At 58.5% G+C, this 19,002-nt stretch carries 20 protein-coding genes, 1 tRNA gene and 2 pseudogenes; 9 read left to right on the forward strand and 14 right to left on the reverse strand.

All coding sequences use genetic code 11. From position 1 onward, the window contains the following. Positions 1-179 precede the first annotated feature (179 nt). Together erpA and xth are read left to right on the forward strand one after the other, a co-directional pair. A complete protein-coding gene (erpA, locus tag ACS4RS_RS20000) occupies positions 180-512 on the forward strand; it encodes an iron-sulfur cluster insertion protein ErpA (RefSeq protein ID WP_439009583.1) in 333 nt (110 codons plus the stop codon). Positions 513-637: 125 nt separating this feature from the next. Next, positions 638-1,429, forward strand: a complete 792-nt coding sequence (xth, locus tag ACS4RS_RS20005) for an exodeoxyribonuclease III (protein ID WP_439009582.1) — start codon at positions 638-640, stop codon at positions 1,427-1,429. A 116-nt stretch (positions 1,430-1,545) separates the two neighbouring features. Here xth and exoR read toward each other — a convergent pair whose 3' ends face one another. The 8 genes and pseudogenes from exoR to ACS4RS_RS20045 all read right to left on the reverse strand — a co-directional run bounded on the left by exoR (position 1,546) and on the right by ACS4RS_RS20045 (position 10,597). Continuing rightward, a complete protein-coding gene (gene exoR / locus ACS4RS_RS20010) occupies positions 1,546-2,349 on the reverse strand; it encodes an exopolysaccharide production regulator ExoR (protein WP_439009581.1) in 804 nt (267 codons plus the stop codon). Positions 2,350-2,368: 19 nt separating this feature from the next. Continuing rightward, positions 2,369-2,929 carry a hypothetical protein gene (locus ACS4RS_RS20015; RefSeq protein WP_439009580.1) on the reverse strand — a complete coding sequence of 187 codons (561 nt, stop codon included), beginning with the start codon at positions 2,927-2,929 and terminating at the stop codon, positions 2,369-2,371. 141 nt (positions 2,930-3,070) lie between these two features. Next, on the reverse strand, positions 3,071-4,351 hold the full coding sequence (locus tag ACS4RS_RS20020; protein ID WP_439009579.1) for an outer membrane protein transport protein: 1,281 nt from the start codon (positions 4,349-4,351) through the stop codon (positions 3,071-3,073). 399 nt (positions 4,352-4,750) lie between these two features. Further along, positions 4,751-7,594 carry a valine--tRNA ligase gene (locus ACS4RS_RS20025; RefSeq protein ID WP_439009578.1) on the reverse strand — a complete coding sequence of 948 codons (2,844 nt, stop codon included), beginning with the start codon at positions 7,592-7,594 and terminating at the stop codon, positions 4,751-4,753. Between the two features lie 115 nt (positions 7,595-7,709). Beyond that, a pseudogene (locus ACS4RS_RS20030) lies at positions 7,710-8,596 on the reverse strand (DUF2497 domain-containing protein). Between the two features lie 305 nt (positions 8,597-8,901). Continuing rightward, on the reverse strand, positions 8,902-9,567 hold the full coding sequence (locus ACS4RS_RS20035; protein ID WP_439009577.1) for a methyltransferase domain-containing protein: 666 nt from the start codon (positions 9,565-9,567) through the stop codon (positions 8,902-8,904). Between the two features lie 404 nt (positions 9,568-9,971). Next, a tRNA-Cys gene (locus tag ACS4RS_RS20040) sits at positions 9,972-10,045 on the reverse strand. 174 nt (positions 10,046-10,219) lie between these two features. Continuing rightward, positions 10,220-10,597, reverse strand: coding sequence for a hypothetical protein (locus tag ACS4RS_RS20045; protein WP_439009576.1), 378 nt, complete (start codon positions 10,595-10,597; stop codon positions 10,220-10,222). 147 nt (positions 10,598-10,744) lie between these two features. On the opposite strand from ACS4RS_RS20045, the pseudogene ACS4RS_RS20050 reads away from it, so the two are divergent. From ACS4RS_RS20050 to ACS4RS_RS20065, 4 genes and pseudogenes are all read left to right on the forward strand, one after another. Continuing rightward, positions 10,745-10,828, forward strand: a pseudogene (locus ACS4RS_RS20050) (CopG family transcriptional regulator); the annotation flags it as partial. Then, positions 10,809-11,072 carry a hypothetical protein gene (locus tag ACS4RS_RS20055; protein WP_449313801.1) on the forward strand — a complete coding sequence of 88 codons (264 nt, stop codon included), beginning with the start codon at positions 10,809-10,811 and terminating at the stop codon, positions 11,070-11,072. The pseudogene ACS4RS_RS20050 and the gene ACS4RS_RS20055, both read left to right, overlap by 20 nt. A gap of 96 nt (positions 11,073-11,168) precedes the next feature. Beyond that, positions 11,169-11,372, forward strand: a complete 204-nt coding sequence (locus ACS4RS_RS20060) for a hypothetical protein (protein ID WP_439009574.1) — start codon at positions 11,169-11,171, stop codon at positions 11,370-11,372. Between the two features lie 124 nt (positions 11,373-11,496). Beyond that, on the forward strand, positions 11,497-11,634 hold the full coding sequence (locus tag ACS4RS_RS20065; RefSeq protein WP_439009573.1) for a hypothetical protein: 138 nt from the start codon (positions 11,497-11,499) through the stop codon (positions 11,632-11,634). Positions 11,635-11,907: 273 nt separating this feature from the next. Here the strand turns inward: ACS4RS_RS20065 and ligD are convergent, their stop codons facing one another. Beyond that, positions 11,908-12,957, reverse strand: coding sequence for a non-homologous end-joining DNA ligase (ligD, locus tag ACS4RS_RS20070; RefSeq protein WP_439009572.1), 1,050 nt, complete (start codon positions 12,955-12,957; stop codon positions 11,908-11,910). 133 nt (positions 12,958-13,090) lie between these two features. On the opposite strand from ligD, the gene ACS4RS_RS20075 reads away from it, so the two are divergent. Genes ACS4RS_RS20075 through ACS4RS_RS20085 form a run of 3 tightly spaced genes read left to right on the forward strand, consistent with a single transcriptional unit; the run spans position 13,091 to position 14,219 of the window. After that, entirely contained in the window at positions 13,091-13,321 is a 231-nt protein-coding gene (locus tag ACS4RS_RS20075; protein ID WP_439009571.1) for a hypothetical protein, read from the forward strand. Beyond that, positions 13,308-13,817: a hypothetical protein gene (locus tag ACS4RS_RS20080; protein WP_439009570.1), complete on the forward strand. Its 510-nt coding sequence runs from the start codon at positions 13,308-13,310 to the stop codon at positions 13,815-13,817. The genes ACS4RS_RS20075 and ACS4RS_RS20080 overlap by 14 nt, the downstream gene beginning before the upstream one ends. Positions 13,818-13,844: 27 nt before the next feature. Further along, entirely contained in the window at positions 13,845-14,219 is a 375-nt protein-coding gene (locus ACS4RS_RS20085) for a thermonuclease family protein (RefSeq protein WP_003586730.1), read from the forward strand. Positions 14,220-15,110: 891 nt separating this feature from the next. Here ACS4RS_RS20085 and ACS4RS_RS20090 read toward each other — a convergent pair. The 5 genes from ACS4RS_RS20090 to ACS4RS_RS20110 form a co-directional block, all read right to left on the reverse strand. After that, on the reverse strand, positions 15,111-15,587 hold the full coding sequence (locus ACS4RS_RS20090; protein ID WP_439009569.1) for a hypothetical protein: 477 nt from the start codon (positions 15,585-15,587) through the stop codon (positions 15,111-15,113). 181 nt (positions 15,588-15,768) lie between these two features. After that, positions 15,769-16,035: a hypothetical protein gene (locus tag ACS4RS_RS20095; RefSeq protein WP_439009568.1), complete on the reverse strand. Its 267-nt coding sequence runs from the start codon at positions 16,033-16,035 to the stop codon at positions 15,769-15,771. Positions 16,036-16,197: 162 nt separating this feature from the next. After that, positions 16,198-16,488 carry a hypothetical protein gene (locus tag ACS4RS_RS20100; RefSeq protein WP_439009567.1) on the reverse strand — a complete coding sequence of 97 codons (291 nt, stop codon included), beginning with the start codon at positions 16,486-16,488 and terminating at the stop codon, positions 16,198-16,200. Beyond that, on the reverse strand, positions 16,485-17,636 hold the full coding sequence (locus ACS4RS_RS20105; RefSeq protein ID WP_439009566.1) for a hypothetical protein: 1,152 nt from the start codon (positions 17,634-17,636) through the stop codon (positions 16,485-16,487). The genes ACS4RS_RS20100 and ACS4RS_RS20105 overlap by 4 nt, the downstream gene beginning before the upstream one ends. A gap of 114 nt (positions 17,637-17,750) precedes the next feature. Beyond that, entirely contained in the window at positions 17,751-18,842 is a 1,092-nt protein-coding gene (locus tag ACS4RS_RS20110; RefSeq protein ID WP_439009565.1) for an acyltransferase family protein, read from the reverse strand. Between the last annotated feature and the right edge of the window lie 160 nt (positions 18,843-19,002).

The raw sequence follows: 19,002 nt of genomic DNA on the forward strand, positions 1-19,002 counted from the left end.
CCGCTTTGCGCTCTTCATACCTATAGCCCGAAGAAACGGCAAAGAGGCGCTTTCTCAACCACCTCGGCCCATCATGGCCTTTTTAGGAGGATCATGATAAGTTTGTTTGATATCAGGCATTTGAACATTCAAGTGCCAAAACCCATTCTCTCCGGATCTTGACCCCGGCAGGAGGAAATATGACGGATACGAGTGTAACCCTTTCAGATGCCGCCGCAAAGCGTATCGCTGCGATCGTCGGCGCCGAGGCCGGCAAGAGCGCGCTGCGCGTTTCTGTGGAAGGCGGAGGCTGTTCGGGCTTTTCTTACAAGTTCGATCTTGCCGACAGCGCCAGCGATGACGACGTCGTCGTCGAGAAAAACGACGCCAAGGTGCTGATCGACAGCCTTTCGCTCGTTTATATGGCGGGTTCGGAGATCGACTTCGTCGACAATCTGCTTGGTCAATCCTTTCAGATCAAGAACCCGAACGCAGTGGCAAGCTGCGGCTGCGGCACCAGCTTCTCGATCTGAACATCTGAACGTAGAGCGCGTCCCCATCAAACCGGCCGAAGTTTTGCTTCCGGCCGGTTTGTCGTCTTGTCCTGTTATGAAAGACCACGATAAAAGAAGCGCACGAAGCGAAACAGGACAGAGCCATGAAGATCGCGACCTGGAACATCAACGGCGTCAAGGCGCGCATCGACAATCTCACGCAATGGCTCAAGGATTCCGATCCGGATATCGTCTGCCTGCAGGAGATCAAGACGGTCGACGAAGGTTTTCCCAGGCTGGAGATCGAGGCGCTCGGCTATCACGTCGAAACACACGGCCAGAAGGGCTTCAATGGTGTGGCGATCCTCTCCAAGACTTCGCCTTCCGAAGTGAACCGCGGCCTGCCCGGCGATCCGCTGGACGAACAGTCGCGTTTCCTCGAAGCCGTGTTCACGCTGCCCGACACGCGCATCCTGCGCGTCTGCTGCATCTACCTGCCGAACGGCAATCCGGTCGACACGGAGAAATACCCCTATAAGCTCGCCTGGATGGAGCGCCTGCGGAACTTTGCTGCCGAGCGGCTGGCCTATGAAGAGATGCTGGTGCTTGCCGGCGATTACAATGTCATCCCGGAACCGCACGACTGCTTCGATCCCAAGGTCTGGGAAAGTGATGCGTTGTTTCTGCCGCAGACGCGCGAGGCGTTCCGCCGGCTCGAAAATCTCGGGCTGACGGATGCTGTGCGCGCGACGACGGATGCGACGCAGTTCTATTCCTTCTGGGACTATCAGGCCGGCGCCTGGCCGAAGAACAACGGCATCCGCATCGATCATCTGCTGCTATCGCCTGAGGCCGCCGACCGGATGACGTCGGCTGCGATCGAAAAACATGTGCGGGCCTGGGAAAAGCCGTCCGACCACGTGCCTGTGATCGCCTATTTCGATTTCGCAGCCTGAGGTTTCCCTGCCTTAAAGCGCGTCGCGATCCTTCAGATTCGCTCCTCGCGCTCTAACTCCTTGTTTTGCGCATGTCGTTGTCCCGGCATCGCTGCACACTTTTGCGCGACATGCTTTTAGTCGTCGGAGCCGCTGGCGATGCTGTGCGAGAGGGATACCGCCGTACGGCGGTCGGCCTCGTTGGCAACAGAGAAGGCCTGCTCCTGCAACGCTTCCATCCAGCCGCAATCCTTGGGCTTGCAGCGGTCGAGTGCGGCCGTCATCATCGCCAGGCCGCGGGCCGACTGGCCTTCGTCGAAAAGAATATTGCCGAATACCGCCATGGCGCCGGGATGACCGCTCTTGCGGGCCTGGTTCAACCATTTCTTCGCCTGCTGCGGGCTGGCATTGCCGCCCTCGCCGGCCAGCATCATCTGCGCCAGCTGGAACTGCGCCTCGGGGACGCCAAAGGTGGAGGCGACCTGAAAATAAAGCTGGCGCGCCTGGGTAAGGTCGATCCGGACCGGACTGCCTGATATGCCGTGTTTGTAATAATTGGCGAGCGAAAGCAGCGCGTTGACGAAGAAGCCGGTATCTTCCGAGCCGGGCTCGACGCCCTGCTGGGCGATTTCGCTGTAAATCTTGAAGGCCTCGAAATCATCCTGCGTCACGCCGTCGCCATCGGCATACATGTTGGCAAGCGCCCAGCGCGAGCCGGTGTGGCCCTTTTCGGCAGCATATTTATAGGCTTCGACCGCCTCTTCCTTCTGTCCGTTCTTATAGGCCTTGAAGCCGAACTTGAAGAGATCGAAGGGGCCGGATTCCTTGCTGACGCCCGCCTTGATGTCGAATGCGCGGACCGGGCCGGACAGCGCCAACGCTACGGCCATCGACATGCCCATCAGCATGAATTTGAACAGTTTGAACTCGGACGTCACCATTTCAACCGATTTCTTTCGCTCATCGCAGGCAGGAAGCAGCAGCGCTCGCGCCGTGCATTCCGCGGATGTATTTCGTCGAGGCGAGCGATCCCGCGGCGAGCTCCATGGCTCCTTTGCCCGCGTCGCATCCAGCCCAGTGGCCTTCTCTCGAAGGCCGAATTCTCAGCGCATCATTCAGAACCACCCGGCTCCCGGCATGGCCCGACTGCAATCTCCGTGGCACTCTTTCGGCAGGCGCGGCATCCGCCTTCCCGCTTTCACCATATTCGTAAACAGCAAATGTGACGAAAGCGGTATCGACATCTACGGCAAAGCCGGGCTGCGCATCCGAGCGGGCCGAAAACGACAACAATGAACGGCTCGACGGCGCCGCCGCGAAGCCGGATTGGCGGCCGGAACAGCCTTGTGCGGAAAGCGAAACGACCACATTCAAACGATTGCCGCCAATCGTTTCGCGCGATCTGGTGTTACCGGAAAAAAATCGACCCATGCTACTATTTACACGCACCGTATGCCTGCCCATCTCCTCGCCTGCCAATAGCGCTGCGCTCTCTTTGTGGCGGGAAATGGACAATTTCACCCCACCACCACCTTACGCAAATCGTCGTAAAAAAGTGTTGCGGAATCGTCACAAAGCGGGATCAGAAAACGGCATGATTAACAGGCGCGGATAAAGAAGAGCCCGGCAGTGCCGGGGTCCTCAATTCTTCACGTCGGGGATTTAGAACTTGATCTTTAGGCTCGTCGACAGTGCTGCGACCAGATCGTTGCCAAAGGAATAGGAGACATCATCTCCAAACGTGACGCCGTTCTGGGTCACAACGCCGGACGAACCGCTTGTCAATACGCCCACGGCACCGGCGACGCGCCATTCGATATGTTCAGTCGGCGTGTAGGCTGCACCGAGACCCACAGTCCAACTGTCGGTCTGGGCGCCATAGCCCTGGCTGGTGCCGCGGTCCCATGTCAGGCTGACTGCGCCGGACCATTGCTCGTTGAACTTGTGGCCGACACCGCCGGTAATCGTCCAGCCGTCACGATAAAGAAGGTCGAGCGAGGTCAGTTCCGTCGCGCCGCCGGAACGGCAAGCGGCCACGCCCTTCGTCGACGTCGGGCAGAAAGGCACGGACTGCAGAACACTCCAGTTCGTCCACTTGACCGATCCAAAGGCGAGCCAATCCGGAGCGATACCGCTTTGCAGCTTCAACTCCAGCGAATCCGGCGCCTCGGCAGATCCGAAGACGTTCGTGACCCTTCCGTAAGGAGCGCCGTTGAGCGGTGCAAATGGCGCAGTCACCTGCGTCAGATCCACCGTACCGGTCAGATTGTCGTATTTTACGCGGCTGTTATAGACGAGGCTGGCTCGCATCGCATATTCCGGAATCTCGTAGGCGAGACCGGCGCGCCAGCCCCAGCCGCTATCTTCCAGGTCGAGACGGCCGACGCCGGTGCCAGTGCCAACGAGAAGCGGAACCGTTGAAACCAGTCGCTCTTTGAAACCTTCAACTTCCTGATAGAAGGCGCCGCCAATGAAGCGAAGCTGTCCAGGGCCTATATCAAAACGATAGGAGCAAGTGCCGCCATAGTTGCGGGTTTTGATTTCCGTCTCGATGTTGTTGTTGGCGCCAGCCCAGTTCGAACCCGGATCGGTATGCCCGCCGAAGGGTTCGGAATAGTCGACAAGGCAGTCGATTGCATCGCCGAAACCGGCCTTAAAGCCGATGTAAGGGATGGTGTAATTCGAGGTGTCGTCGGCACTGTTAGGACGGGTGTTGAGATTGCCACCCCCAGGAGATGTCGACGTATCCGTATCGCGGGCGTCCTTCAGCTTGCGCTGAGGCGTGACGTAGGTAACGCCCGACTGAAACGAGAAAGGCGACGTATCGAACAGCTGATCGATATTGTAGCCGCCGCGCTCCAGGCCGCCAGCGAAGGCTGGCGATGCAAGCGACGAAAGAAGAACGAGCGACGTTACGCCCTTGGAAAACCTACGCGATGCCATTGTGTCTCCCCCACTCCAGCAATTGATGTGATGCCACTCTAGTAAGTGTTCGCTCGACATGGCAACGCGCCCCACGGCGGCATTCCCAGGCATTACATTCGCCAATTTACGTAAAGAAATTGACGGACACGTCAAAAAATCTAGTTAATAAAATTTTATTCCAGAGCTACCGGTTTTCAGGTGAGGTTTTGGGTTTTCATTCCACACATTGTGGAAGCTGTATCAATCCGACCACAGTGACAGTTTTCGCCCGCCCGAGGCCGGTGAAGCCACAATCCACAGGCTTAGCACCTGAAATCAGCCGCTTTCAGGACCGAATCACGCGCCCCAAAACGACGAAAAGACGCGCCCCTCGGGGGGCGCGTCTTTGAAATAACTTACCAAAACGGGCGATGAAACTTATCCGGCTTCGCTCACCCTGGAGAGGGCGGTCTTCAAGCTGGCGATCTGCCCCTTCAGCTCTTCGAGGCGCTCGCGCTCGGCCTCGACCACTTCGGGATTGGCATTGGCGACGAACTTCTCGTTGGAGAGCTTGCCGTCGATGCGCGAGATCTCCCCTTCCATTTTGCCGATCGCCTTTTCGAGCCGAGCCTTTTCCGCGGAAAGGTCGATCAGATTGCCGAGCGGCAGGCAGATGGTGGCCTCGTCTACGACGATCTGAGCGGCCCCCTTCGGCGCATCGTCGGCCAGCGATATCGCCTCGACACGCGCGAGCCGCTTGATGGCGGCATCGTGGCGGAACAGCCTTTCGCGCGTCAGGTTGTTGGCCTTGACGACGACGAGCGGAGCCGTCGCCGACGGCGGCACGTTCATTTCGGCGCGCACCGAGCGGATGCCGGAGACGAGGTCAATCAGCCAGTTGATTTCGTCGGCGGCCCCGTTATCGGCATAGGAGGGCGAAGGCCATTCGGCGTGGCAGACCAGCGTATCGCGCTCTTTGCCTTCGCCGGCCGTATGCGCCCAGAGCTCTTCGGTCATGAAGGGCATGAAGGGATGCAGCAGCTTGTAGATCTCTTCGAGGATATAGGCGCTGCAGGCTTGAGCCTCGGCCTTGGCGCCCTCGTCCTCGCCGTTGAAGACCGGCTTCAAAAGCTCGAGATACCAGTCGCAGACCTCGTTCCAGACGAAGCGATAGAGCGCGCCGGCGGCATCGTTGAAGCGGAAGGCTTCGAGTGCTTCCGTAACGTCGCGTTCCGTACGGGCAAGTTCCGTCAGGATCCAGCGGTTGATGGTGAGTTCGGCCGCCTCCGGCACGAAATGCGGGTCGCTCGTTGCCCCGTTCATCTCGGCGAAACGCGTGGCGTTCCAGAGCTTGGTGCCGAAATTGCGGTAGCCGGCGATGCGGGCCGGATCGAGCTTCACGTCACGGCCCTGCGCCGCCATGATCGCCAGGGTGAAGCGCAGCGCATCGGCGCCGTACTCGTCGATCAGTTCCAGAGGATCGATGACGTTGCCCTTCGACTTCGACATCTTCTGCCCATTCTTGTCGCGCACCAGCGCGTGGACGTAGACGGTGTTGAAGGGCTCGACGGGGTTGCCGTCATCGTCCTTCATGAAGTGCAGGCCCATCATCATCATGCGGGCGACCCAGAAGAAGATGATGTCGAAGCCGGTGACGAGAACGTTGGTCGGATAATAGCGCGCAAGCTCCGGCGTTTCGTCCGGCCAGCCGAGCGTCGAGAAGGGCCAGAGCGCGGAGGAGAACCACGTGTCAAGCACGTCCTCGTCCCGCGTCAGGATCTCGCCCGGCTTGAAGTTTTCAAGCAGGTCCTCGACATAGGCCTTCATCGGCCCCTCGTGCGAGAGGTAATGCTGGATCGCCGCCTGCAGCGCCTCTTCTTCGGTCTTTTCGACGAAGACCTGGCCGTCCGGGCCGTACCAGGCGGGAATCTGGTGACCCCACCAGAGCTGGCGGGAGACGCACCAGGGCTGGATGTTTTCCATCCATTCGTAATAGGTCTTGTCCCAGCTCTTCGGCACCATCTTGGTCCGGCCTTCGCGGACCGAGGCGATCGCCGGCTCGGCGAGCGTCTTGGCATCGACATACCATTGTTCGGTCAGCCGCGGCTCGATCGGCACGCCACCGCGATCGCCGTGCGGAACCATATGCTTGTGGGGCTCGATCTTGTCGACGAGGCCAGCCTCTTCGAAAATCTCGACGATGACCTTGCGCGCAAAGAAACGGTCCTGTCCTTCCAGACGGTCCCAGGCGCCATGCAGCGCCGCCGGATTGTCGAGACCTTCGAGGAAATCCTCGTTGTCCTTTATGGTGATCGTACCGTCGTCATTCATGACGTTAATGATGCGAAGACCCGCGCGCTTACCGACATCGAAGTCGTTGAAGTCATGCGCCGGCGTGATCTTGACCGCACCGGTGCCGGCCGTCGGGTCGGCATAATCGTCGGCAACGATCGGAATCCTGCGGCCGACGATCGGCAGAATGACATGCTTGCCGATGATGCTCTTGTAGCGCTCGTCCTTCGGATTGACGGCAACGCCGGTATCACCCAGCATGGTTTCCGGCCGCGTGGTGGCGACGACGAGATAATCGCGCGTCTCGAACTCGGTCGGCTTGCCTTCATCGTCGAAGGCGACCGGATACTGATATGTGACGCCCCTTTCCAGCGGATAACGCAGGTGCCACAGACTGCTCTTGACCTCGACCGGTTCGACTTCGATATCGGAAATCGCCGTCAGCAGTTTCGGGTCCCAATTGACCAGACGCTTGTCGCGATAAATCAGGCCCTGCTTGTAGAGCGTGACGAAAACTTCGAGAACCGCCTTCGACAGGCCTTCGTCCATGGTAAAGCGTTCACGCGACCAGTCGCAAGAGGCGCCCAGGCGCTTCAACTGGTTGAAGATCAGCCCGCCCGATTCAGCCTTCCATTCCCAGACCTTGTCGATGAAGGCGTCGCGGCCCATGTCGCGGCGGCCGGGCAGTTGCTGTTCCATCAGCTTGCGCTCGACGACCATCTGCGTGGCGATGCCGGCATGGTCCATGCCCGGCTGCCAGAGCACATCCTTGCCGCGCATGCGCTCGAAGCGCACCATGATGTCCTGCAGCGTGTTATTGAGCGCATGGCCCATGTGCAGCGAACCGGTGACATTCGGCGGCGGGATCACGATGGTGAAGGTCTCAGCCCCGGGCTTGGCGTTCGAGCCGGCGCGGAAAGCATCCTCCTCATCCCATTTCGCGGCGATTTTGGGTTCGACGGCAGCAGAATCATAGGTCTTGTCGAGCATTTTCTGACCAATTTCGAGGTTCGAGGGTGGCGTTTGTAAATAGGATGGGCACGGGCAAGTCAATTAAAAAGCCGCCCCGGAGACCGGAGCGGCTTTTCAGGAAAAAGCAATCCGATCAGCGGCGCGGGCCGCGCGCCACGCGCTCGATTTCCTCACGCACCAGCCGCTCGACCAGCGTCGGCAGATTATCGTCCAGCCACTCGCGCAGCATCGGGCGCAGCATACCCTCGGCGATCTCGTCCAGCGAGCGGCGCTCCGCACCGTCGATGGCGGCGGCGAGCTCCTCGAACGAGCGGCTGATCTGCAGGCCGGCATTCTCCGAAAGCAGGGTCGGCTGAACTTCGTCCACAAGGCTAGGCAGGAAGGCTTCGGTCGAGGACTGAGCGGGTTCCAAAGGCGGCAACGCCGTTTCGGCGGCGGCGGGCTCGGCGACTGAAGGCGCCGATTCGGCGACTGGGACCCGCGGCGCTTCCGCAAATGCCGGCTCGGCCGGCTGCTCGATCGCAGCCTGCGGAACCGGCGCTACGGTCGCCGGGGGGAAAACAGGCTGTGTGGCGGCTGCGGTGCAGCCGCGCGCGGCGGCTCCGGCATGACGGCCGGCTGCGGTTCGGGCTGGCGGAAGCCGCTCGGAATTTCACGCAAGGCCTGACCGGCCTGCACGGCGCTGCGCTCGGAAGCGGCGCGCACACGGGCGGCGACATCGGCAAGCGACAGGGCGCGGGCCGGCACTTCAGCCTCGGGGGCGGTTCCGGCCGAATTGGCGGCGACGAAACGCGGATCGGAGGAGCGCATGGCCGGTTCGGGGAACTCCACGCCGGCATAGGTGTCATCCACCGTCAGATGGATTTCGGAACCGTTCTCATCCTCATCGGCGCCGTAGACCGGCGGTAGGGATGCGGAAATCGCCTTGCCGGCGCCCGGCTCATTGCTTTCGATGATCTGGCGGATGGAGGCCAGAATTTCTTCCATGGACGGTTCACGCGCTACACTTGGCTGAGCCATTTCTATCCCCGTTATCCAAAAACAACGACCGGACGATGTGGAGCGGTCATCCGAATCACCACGACCTTAGAATACCTCAGACGTGAAAAAAATCATCGCGAATCAAATGAATGCGGCCATGCACAGTTTTGTTACCCGATGTTTGCGACCTCGCGGCATCAGGATAAATCATGTTTGTGAAGGCTTTCCGGCGATGCTTGGATTCAAACTGTTACAGCGTCTTTTGGGCGTCGGAGAAGACACGGCTGCGCTGTCTTAAAAACGGGCGCCAGTGGCGCCCGTTGCTGGTTCATCGACAAATAGCGTCAGAAAACGAATTCGCGCGCCTTGGCGAAACCCGGCAGCGGCTTGACGGAGGCATTGAAGAAGACGTTTTCCGAAACGGCGCCGCGCTCGGCGACGAACACCTTGGCGCGGGCGGCGTTGCCGTAACCTTCGACCGTTATCAGACGGCCGCCATCGCGCAATTGATCGAGAAGGGCTGCGGGCACCTCTTCGACAGCGCCGTTGACGAAAATCAGATCATAGGGAGCGCCGGCAGCATAGCCCTTTTCGAGCGGTCCGATGACCACCTCGACCTTGGCGTAGCCGGCGAGCTGCGTCTTCGCCTCGGCGGCCAGCGCCTCGTCGCATTCAAGCGCGATGACCGAGCCGGCAATGATCGACAGTAGCGCCGATGTGTAACCGGTGCCGCAACCGACTTCGAGGACAAAATCATCCTTGGTGATCGCGGCCAGCTGCAGCAGCTTGGCGAGCGGCGATGCCTCCATCAGGAAGCGCGCCGGCTTTCCGGGTTCGGCGGCCGATATCTCGACATCGTTGTCGATGTAAGCCAGAAGCTTCGCCTTCTCCGGCACGAATGCCTCACGCGGGACCGTGAGAAACGCCGTCAGCACGGAATGCGAGGTAACGTCCGTCGTGCGAACCTGGGTGTCGACCATCTTTACGCGCGCTGCTTCGAAATCCATCATGTCCTCTCGCTCTTGAAAGCGGTTCCTGTCTCTCGTCTCTTAATCCCCGCCACCGATGCTTTCAAGGCTTGGCAGCCGCCGGCGGAAAGAATCCGGCAGGCGCTTCTTCCGCGCAACAGAGGCAATGAGGCTTTGCACGCAAACGTGGAATTCCCCGCCCCTTCATGTTATGATTTTCAGCGGAGGAAATAGGAGGAGCAGGCCATGTCTGCGATTTTCGAGTATCTGACGCTGTTCGATTTTTTCATCGTCGCAGCGCTCATCGGCATCTTCTGCTGCGGGCTGCTGGACGGCGAAACGACTCTGAAGTGATAAGGGCGCCGAAGTGTGCACGCTCATTCCCCGCTGGCGTCTGCGACAATCTTATGCCGACGGACGGCAGGGCATGCGATGGTGGGAGATGTTGGAGGCCTCGCCCGGAATTGAACCGGGGTACAAGGATTTGCAGTCCTCTGCGTCACCACTCCGCCACGAGGCCTCACCTGTGACCGACACGTCTAAATATCGTGTGGTGGCGCGGATTTAGAATGATCCTAACGGAAGCGCAAGAGGCTTCATTCTGAATTCCGTCCTTTTTTCATTCTGAATAGCCGTTTGCTAAACGTTCCGGAAACGCCCTACTCTGCATCATTGCCGGAGGTCTCGCGCAGCCCTATTTTTCAGCGCGGTTAAGAAGGATTCGCATTTCCTCGAAGCGGCGCTTGCGGTCACCGTCATCGTTTGGTGAATAGCACGTGCTCGACACGCAGAAGCGGGCCAGGTTGTGCGGCTTGTCCGCCTTGTCGAATTCGCATTCGAATATGTCGGTCATTTCCGCCGGCGCCGTTCCCTGCCGCGTCGAATACGACAAGCGGACACCTGGCGGCTTCAACTCGGGAAAGGATTGCACGGTGCCGATAGCGAGCTGGTCGGCCAGGAAGAAGCTCTTTGCCACGGATTTGCAGGTCTCCTCGAGCTCAGGCGACTGCGCCTTCGCATTTGCGGGAAAGGCGAACGCGGCAAAAGCAAATAGTATGATCGGCTTGCGCAATGCTACTTCCTCCACTGTCTCTGTCGATTGAGGTAGAGCAGGCAGACCAAAAGCAAATGCCTCACGCATCTTCGGGTGACGGCGGCCTAATCGAGGACGCCGCCAACGGGATAGAGGAAAAGCTCTGCCCTGCTGCTCTGACCCGCAATCGTCCGGGAGTGGATGCAGAAGAACGAGTATCTGCCGGTGCATATGATCGATGAAGATGGAGATGTCGACGGGAATGCCTGAGAGGCGCTATGCTGACGAGCCAGCCCAAATCATTAAATGGAGCATCGCCATGCCAAGCCTCGCACAGATGACTGGTTCACTGCATATCCACAATTTCTATATCGGGAAGTTGAGAGCTAAGCAGGAGCAACTTTTCGACAGCGACCCTGAGTTGGCGCAGCTTCTCGACAACGTGACTGCGGTATTGTCCGAGCACGCCGTAGAGTTGGCTGAAGACATCGCCGACAGGGAAGACGACGACTGATCTGCGCCGCCGTGAGAGATCGCGCTAGATGACCTTGACTCATCCTCCGTGGCTGCCAAAATATTAGGTGATCGCCATCCTGCGGAGTCATCGAACATGACGAACTACGTTGAAACCCAGCGTTTTCACTGTTCCAACGCTGAAGGCCGAAATTATACTGTTATTGAGCAGATGCGGACGCCTCGCTTCTCGAAGGACCCGCGACCAGATTACGTCACCGAAGACGGCGATATAGCTGAGCGTCTCGATGACGGCAGTTTCCTGCTGCTCGTGTCCAACGAGGTAATTCGGGTTTCCTGAGCGGCGCGACAGAAAAAAGGGGCGTGCCATAGGCCGCAATTTGTTACGGCCGTCCACGAAACGTGTCCGCCCTAGGATCGACGCACCCACTTTGCGCCGCTAGAACGCGCGAAGAGGTGATGCGATGAACGATTCTAAAGACAAAAGCCAGGACGACGAACTGCAGAAGCGGCCGCCGCCTCCCAAAGAAATCAAGTTTTTCGATCCCTGGGAAGAAGAGTTCCGAAGGGCCTACCGCGACGATAAAACCTTCGAATTCTGAAGAAAGCTACGCTAGAAATAGGAGCGGCCGCCCCTCCCGACTAGATCTTGGGCAGCAAGCCGTAATTCTGGCCGTAATGGATGGCCACGATGAGTACTCCCACCAGAAGTATGGCTAATAGAACCGCTCTAAGACTGCTTCGCTCGCCCATTTGAGTATCCTGCCTGTACCATCATACAGGATGTGGTACGGCCATCCATACACGACGCGCTGAGCGTCCCAGGGTATCGATCGGAATGACGCACCTGCGGGGTTCTGTTAAATAGGTGAAACTCATTCGAATTCATAAACCGACGCGCCATCGGCTGTGTCTCGCAGCCCCTTATATGACGCATGCCGCAGCTTTCCGTCATGCGTCCATGCCCGATATTCGATCTCGGCAACAAGCTTCGGCTCGATAAAGACCGCGTTGCGCTTCCGCCCGATGTCGACGGGCGGCTTGGCTATGATCAGCCTTTCCATCTGCTCTCGGAGCGCGCTCGCGGAGCGCTCGTTGAAGCCGGTCCCCACTCCCCCGACATAAACGAGCTCGCCTCCTTTTCGCGCAGCGAGCAGCAACCGACCGATGCCGCCGAACGATGCTGTCGACTTCTCATAGCCGACGATCGCGAAGCCATTGCTCTGGATGCATTTGATCTTGAGCCAATCGCCGAGGCGGCCACTGCGATACGGGCTATTGCGGTCTTTCGCGATGATTCCTTCGAGCCCATGCTCGCAAGCGACGCGCAGCAGCTGCTCGCCGTCGGCATCGATCTCCTCCGAAAGCCGGATTGCATCTTCGCTGCCGGCCGGTATCAGCCCCTCGAGGAGATGGCGCCGGGAGGCCAGTTCGTTTCCGGTAAGGTCATGGCCGTCGAAATACAGAAGATCAAACGCCATGAAGATTGCGTCCCTGGAAGTCCTCTTGCCGCCCCGCCCGCCGAGCGACTGCTGAAGCATGCCAAAATCAGATCGGCCCTGTACGTCGAGCACAACGGCCTCGCCATCCAGGATCGCGGTTGAGACAGGAAGTCGCCTCGCCTCCGCCAGGATCGCCGGAAAACGCTCGGTCCAGTCATGGCCGCCGCGCGTCAAGATACGAACGCCGGACGGCTCGATGTGGACGGCCAGCCGATAGCCATCCCATTTCACCTCGTATGTCCATTGCGGACCTTTCGGTGGCCGCGGCTTCAGCAACGCCAAGCATGGCTCGATGCGTGCCGGCATGGGGTCAAGGAGGAGTTGGGACTGGGCGGGATCGCGACGGCGGCGCGGCCGGCTCCGGATCGGCGCTTCGGCGTCACCGAGCAGCGGCTGTGAAGGTTTCCGAGGCGGCTTTGTCATGCCGGCAGTTCATCAGCAATGCCTTAAAAAGCAATTGACCAAGATTGATTATTGACTCCCGACATGACGCGAACATAATAAGAACATCGGCGAGGCGGCCGCCAATCTGAAAACAGTAAAATGGAGCACGGATATGCGCGAGCAGCCGATCGGCGAAGCCGTGGAAAATGACGAGTGGGGTCCAGGCGCGATGAACCGGCGCGAGATTGAATCCGTCCTCGCCTATCACCAGCAGGACGCCCAGGCAGCGATAGGCACACTGCTCGGGGATATAAAGCACCTTCGGCGCCAGCTGGCCCTCGCCGAAGGCGTGATGAGCAAAGGCATGGTTCGCGGATGGCTGCCGGATTATGAGCGTCGATGATTGGAAGCCATCCGACGCCGGCACAGGCCTGAAATCATATGCCGGCAAGCGGATTGGAGTGATTTGCGAGGAGTGCGAGATCCTGAAGTTCTTCGAAGGTGACGCCCTGATTGCCAAGCACGGCAACGTCCCAATGCCGACGCTCCTCGAGACACTCGCAAAGGAGGACCTGGGCTGCCAGCGCACCGAAAACAAATATTACGAGCGCTGCAAACTCACCTATCACCACAGCCCGGAAGAATGGGCGCGGCGGCACGGGTATGTGAAGCCGGAGGACGCACGCAAAGACGATAGAGCCATTGGAGACCTGGCCGAGTGGGAGGGTATGGTGGCGTTTTGCGGGGACCCGAAATGCAAGCGGAAGCAGCCGCTCGATCGGTGGGCATTGCAGAAGCGGCTCGGCAAACATACGAAGATTTCGACAATCGGCCCGCGACTTAAATGCAAGTGCGGTCACCGCGGCGCCAGGATCGTCATCGGCTATGTCTCGCGATAAGGCAGGATACCTGAAGGGGAACATTGAATGATTGCTGGACTGATCATCTGCGCATCGCTGACGGCGGTCGACGGTGACACCGTCAAATGCGACGGGCAGAACATGCGGCTGCTTGGGGAGGGTATTCCGTTCGTCTCGGGCATCGACACGCCGGAGATCGGATCGCACGCGAAGTGTATCAAGGAACGGAAGCTGGCGCTGATCGCCAAGGGAAGACTGAAGGAGCTTTTGGCTGAAAAGGGATTGCGGATCGTGTCGAGCGGAGCGGTCGACCGGACGCCTTCGCACCGGCCGCTCGTTAACATCTATCGAACAAATGGGGAAGAGATCGGCATGAAGCTGCTCAAGGAGGGTTTTGCGCGGACCTGGAGCCCGAAGCAGCGAAACGACTGGTGCGATTGATGTCGGCCGCCCAGCGTACAGGAGACACATTGCTTGGGGGCAAGCAAATAATCGCCGAGCGGCCAGATGAAACAATAGGACATATTCCTTTCAGATCTAGTTGTCTTTTTCTTAAGTCGGAAACCGTACAATCACTTTTGTTTGACTCTAAACTTTTAAAACCAGAGTTTGCAAAAGTATTATTTATTGCAAAAATGGAAATGTAGTGCATAATTTTTGTGCAGCGCCTAGATGCGCATGCCTACGATAAACCCCACCATGCTCATCCTCGCCGTCGCGAGGATTTTTTCCCAAAAGCAACGAACGACATAAGAAACATGGTTTAGCTATTCTTTAGCCACTGCCGAAGTGGCGATACGATTGGTGCGGAACTGGACGGGAACCGCATCCTCGGCTGGTGGTTAACTGTTTGGATCGTTGGATAGCATCTGCCCGTCTGTTCGCGATCTGCCCCTTCAAAGGGGTTCGGGCCGCGCGGAGGGCAATGGTCCACTCCTTCTCCAGCCCTTCTGCGTGGCCCGTGTGGAGTAATGAACAAGGCATCTCCACTTCATCTCGAGTTTCCCCAACTGCCCTGCTTCGGCGGGGCTTTTTTTATTGTCAGCAAGCTTATGAAGGTTTTCGCCACTGGACGGGATAACAGTTGAATGAGGGAGGAGTGATGAGCTGGCGATTTCCGGCATTTAACGACATGACACCGCAGATCGAACGATGCAGCCGCGGCCACCGGCCGCAGGCCTTGTACGGCGCCATCTCGATCATATCCTGCCCGACTTGCGGAGAGAAAATCACTGTCGAGACGTCCCCCCGTTTTTCAGCAACAGCGCCAGGCAGCGCGAGCATGAGACATGGCGGGCGGTATTGGCTTGGAATGGGAGGCGGTGAAAACGGTCAGGTCAGGAAGGTCGTGATGCTGATTCCGGAAATCAGGCCGGCGACAAACAGCGCAATGCCGAAACGCACCAAGCTGGCGTTCGCTACCTTGCCGTTATCGACGTCAGGTGCCATCGACACCAGTGCAGAGGCGATCGTAAGCATCCACGAGATGAACGGGGAGACCGGCGAGTAGACCAGGCTGTCGGGCTGGCCATACATGTCGAGGACGATCGTCCATACCCTTTGCCAAAATAGAATGAAGAAGGTCAGGTAGAGGCCAATGACCAGGAAATGATATCCCTGCCTGCCCTCACGCAGCGAAAAGAAGGCGTCTTTCGTGTACCGGGCGAGGACCGCAAGGATCGCGCCGAGGGCAAGGCTATAGGAAACTTTCGTCAACTGGTCCTGCGGCAGGATCCAGTAAAACACCCAAAAGGACATCATGGCTGCAAGAACGCCCCACGCCGCCAGGCTCTTCTTGAACCGCTTCATCTACCCTGCCCTTGTCTCATGCTTTTTATGGCCTGCTCTGCGATCTCTTGCACGCGATGACGCCGGCGCTCGAATGTGACGGTGGCTTGGGCGAGTTCCGCCCTAAGCTCGCGATGCTCTTGCTCGATCTGCTTGATTTGGTGATCAACCTTCGGCTTCCTGCTTAGCCATGAGGACAAGCTCATCCCTGCCTCCTGTCGAGGTTCCGCATCAGCAGAGGAAGAACAGTGTCCATGGTGGTCGTCAGCTTTTGCACCAGAGGAAGAATGATCTTCAGGGATTCGATATTGGCCAACTGAGCTTCCTTCAGCTCATTATCGAAATCTTCCCTGTCCTTGGTCCGACCCTTCCGCTCGTAGACGTAGAGGCCGGTCATGATCAGGGCCAGGACGCCGATCGGGCCTTGGGAGACGAGATAGGTGCCGATTTCCCCGCTGATGTGTTCCATATCGTATATCGCCCGATGCTGTTTCAGCGCTTTCCATGGGCGCTGCATTCCGATGCAGTCCACACGCCAGCGGCACAAATGCCGGCTGCTGTGTCGTCGATGGCGTCCTGGTCCTTGGGCGTGGCACCCTTGGCCCCTATCAGCGAGATGCCAACGATGGCCCTAGCGGTCTGCTTCAGGCTTTGGCTCGACGCACTCACCCGTTGCGAACTGGTACATGCCGCCACGCTCAGCGCACAGGCGACGACGAACGCGAGCTTGATCTGCTGCATTGCTCAATTCTCCGATTGCTTTGTTGGTGGCGGCCGTCAGATCGGCAGCCTCGAGTTCGCGGCCATGTTTCTCGGCGGCTGGCAGCCACACCAGCGTGTTCAGCGTGCCGTAGATGGCGAAGGTCAGCAGAGCGCCGACAATCGCTCCCAGGCCTATTTTGATGGCGTCTCCGATACTCATCGGCGGCTCCCGTCTTGATAGGCCTCAACGCCCGTCTTCTCACCATGGCGGGCGACGAGGTAGACGCCACCGGCAACTGCGACCACGGCGCCCATCCAGACGTAACCGGGAATGTCGGCCGCATAGTCCTTGACGTTGTCGACATAGCCGCGGGCGATCCCGAGGTTCGCGACAATGCCGTCGAAGAATGCGCCCGCGCTCGAGATGCCAGCCGTAATGAGCGCGCCGATCTTCATCATCCAGTTGGAGCGGACTTCGGGGACTGCCTGGCGGACAAGCTGGGCGGGCGCATCGTTTCGGGCCAGCTTCCGCGCGGGCGCTGTGTCGAGCGCGTCGAGCAGTTGCTGATCGATGAAGTCGCCAGCCGGCAGATCGTTCTCCTGCCGGAATACGGTAATGGCGCCGCGGGTCATCTTGCCCATCTCGCCATCGAAGGAGCCATCGGCGCGGCGGCTGCCGACCTCGGTATAACCCTTCTCGAAGAGCTTGCGCTGGACGATCTCCACTGTGGTCGTGTCTGTCTTGGCCGACGGAATGGCCATGGCGGCTACCGGCGTGATCCGAGCTGGCTTCGTCGCGGTCGCGGCATATCCGGCATCAAGCAGCGCCGCCTCGAATGAGCGAGCATATTCGGCGATCTGCGCTGCCTTGTCGGTGCCATTGATGATCCGGCGCGCGCCGATGTAGTCCTTCTTCGACCCAGACAGGTATTGGGAAAGCTTCTTGCCGGTAAACCAGCCTTCCGCCATCCCTGCGAACATGATCGCGACCGCGACCTTCATCGTCAGGGCCAGATCGAAATTCTTCAGCAGCGTGCCATTGAGGCCCAGCTCATTGTCGGCGCGCTCGTAATTGCGGTCCCATGTGAGTTGCACGAGCCCCCGACCATATTGCGCCTGCCCATACTTCCCCTTCTTGCCGTAGGGTTTGCCCTTGCCTTTGCCGTACTCGGCGATCGGCTGCATGGTGCGCGCCGTCTCGTGATAGTCGGTGGCGAGCATGTATGCGAGGTGGGCGATCGGCGTGCTTCGTTTCTCCGCCTCATTGAGCACAGCCTCAATGCCTGATTTCTGAGACGGCTTCAGCGACGTGCCGAATACGCCACTCCCACGGCGCCGCAGCGCCGCGTAGAATGCTTCGCGGTTCATGGATATCTCCAGATTTTATTTGAATGGCAAGGGAAACGCGCTAAGGGTCTCGTATGGGGTACATACGATTTCTATTGGCGCTGTCGGTGGTGGCTGGCATTTCTGTTAGTTAGATCACTTACCGAACAAGATGGCACGAACAACCGGGATCCGAGACAGCGTCTCGTAGCAAATCAAGCTCAGGAAAAGTGGAGCGATCATCGGTGGCCAAAACCAGGAAGTTAGGAAATAAAAATGGATGGCATAAATCGCCAGAGATCTGATGCCAAGGTATCTTATCGCTGCGCTGATAGCTTTCCCGCCCACTGAGTTAATCAGTCTTGCAAGATCCGCCGCAGCCAATAGTCCCGAGAAGGCAACGATCATTGTGTAGTTTTCAGCGATAACCCTGAGATGCAGGATACCGGGAGAATCCGGAAGAAGGTTCCCAGGTGCCGTGCGATGCCAGAAAGGGATAAGCGCAGCGAAAAGCAGGTACGGGGCAAATCTAACCCATACATTTCGAACTGAGATAAACGGTCGATAGAGCGTAGCCCCAGCCACAAAAAACAGAAACAATCCGTTGAAAAACAAATTGGCAAATGCCAAGCCCAAGAGTCTGGGGGAATGATCTTTTGTCAACGTCCATAGAGCCAGCAAAGCTACCATTTGGATTGGAAAGGGCTTGAATGGGGCCAGGTAGCGCTCGGCTGGAGTGTCCTGCGCAATTGACCGCACGACGCAACGGAGCAGTAGGTAGAACGCCATATAGGTCGTGCACCAGAATATGCAGGGCAAAAACCACAATGCAAAGTCCGGATGCTGGGCGACCATCCATAGGTATGGGCCGATTGGTGTGGGAGGCCGCTCGTAGAGATACGAGACGATCGTCCACGCGAAGAATGGAACCATCAACTGGAGGAACGCTCGACGTATCCTCGACGCGAATTTGGGAGCAACCTCCCGCAATCCTTCATCATTGCTAATCTTACCAATCCAATGGGTTGCCGCCGCGCCCGCCAAGAAAGCGAAAAACGGCATATGGAATGAGTAGATTGCGGTGAACCCGATGAAGTCGTCGAAGTTAGGGACGCGATTTTGAAACGTATGCCCGAGGACGACAAGTAGGATTCCAAGCCCTTTGGCGCAGTCCAGCACATCATCTCTGGCCGCCGATGGTCGACCGGAGAGATCTGACAATGCCTTATTGCTTGCTAAGGTATCCATTGCGCCCCATGATCTACACGAAGCGCTCATTCAGCTCCGCTTGCTCCGTTTTCCCTAGCCGAAATAACGTCGCGAAGCTGTGGCCGGTTGGGCGCATCCAGAACTTTTTTAGCGAACCTAAGGGCTAGCCAGACGCTTAACATGCTGAGCCGATCCTTTG

Source organism: Rhizobium sp. F40D2 (genome assembly GCF_051810745.2).
In the GTDB taxonomy this organism is placed as follows: domain Bacteria; phylum Pseudomonadota; class Alphaproteobacteria; order Rhizobiales; family Rhizobiaceae; genus Rhizobium.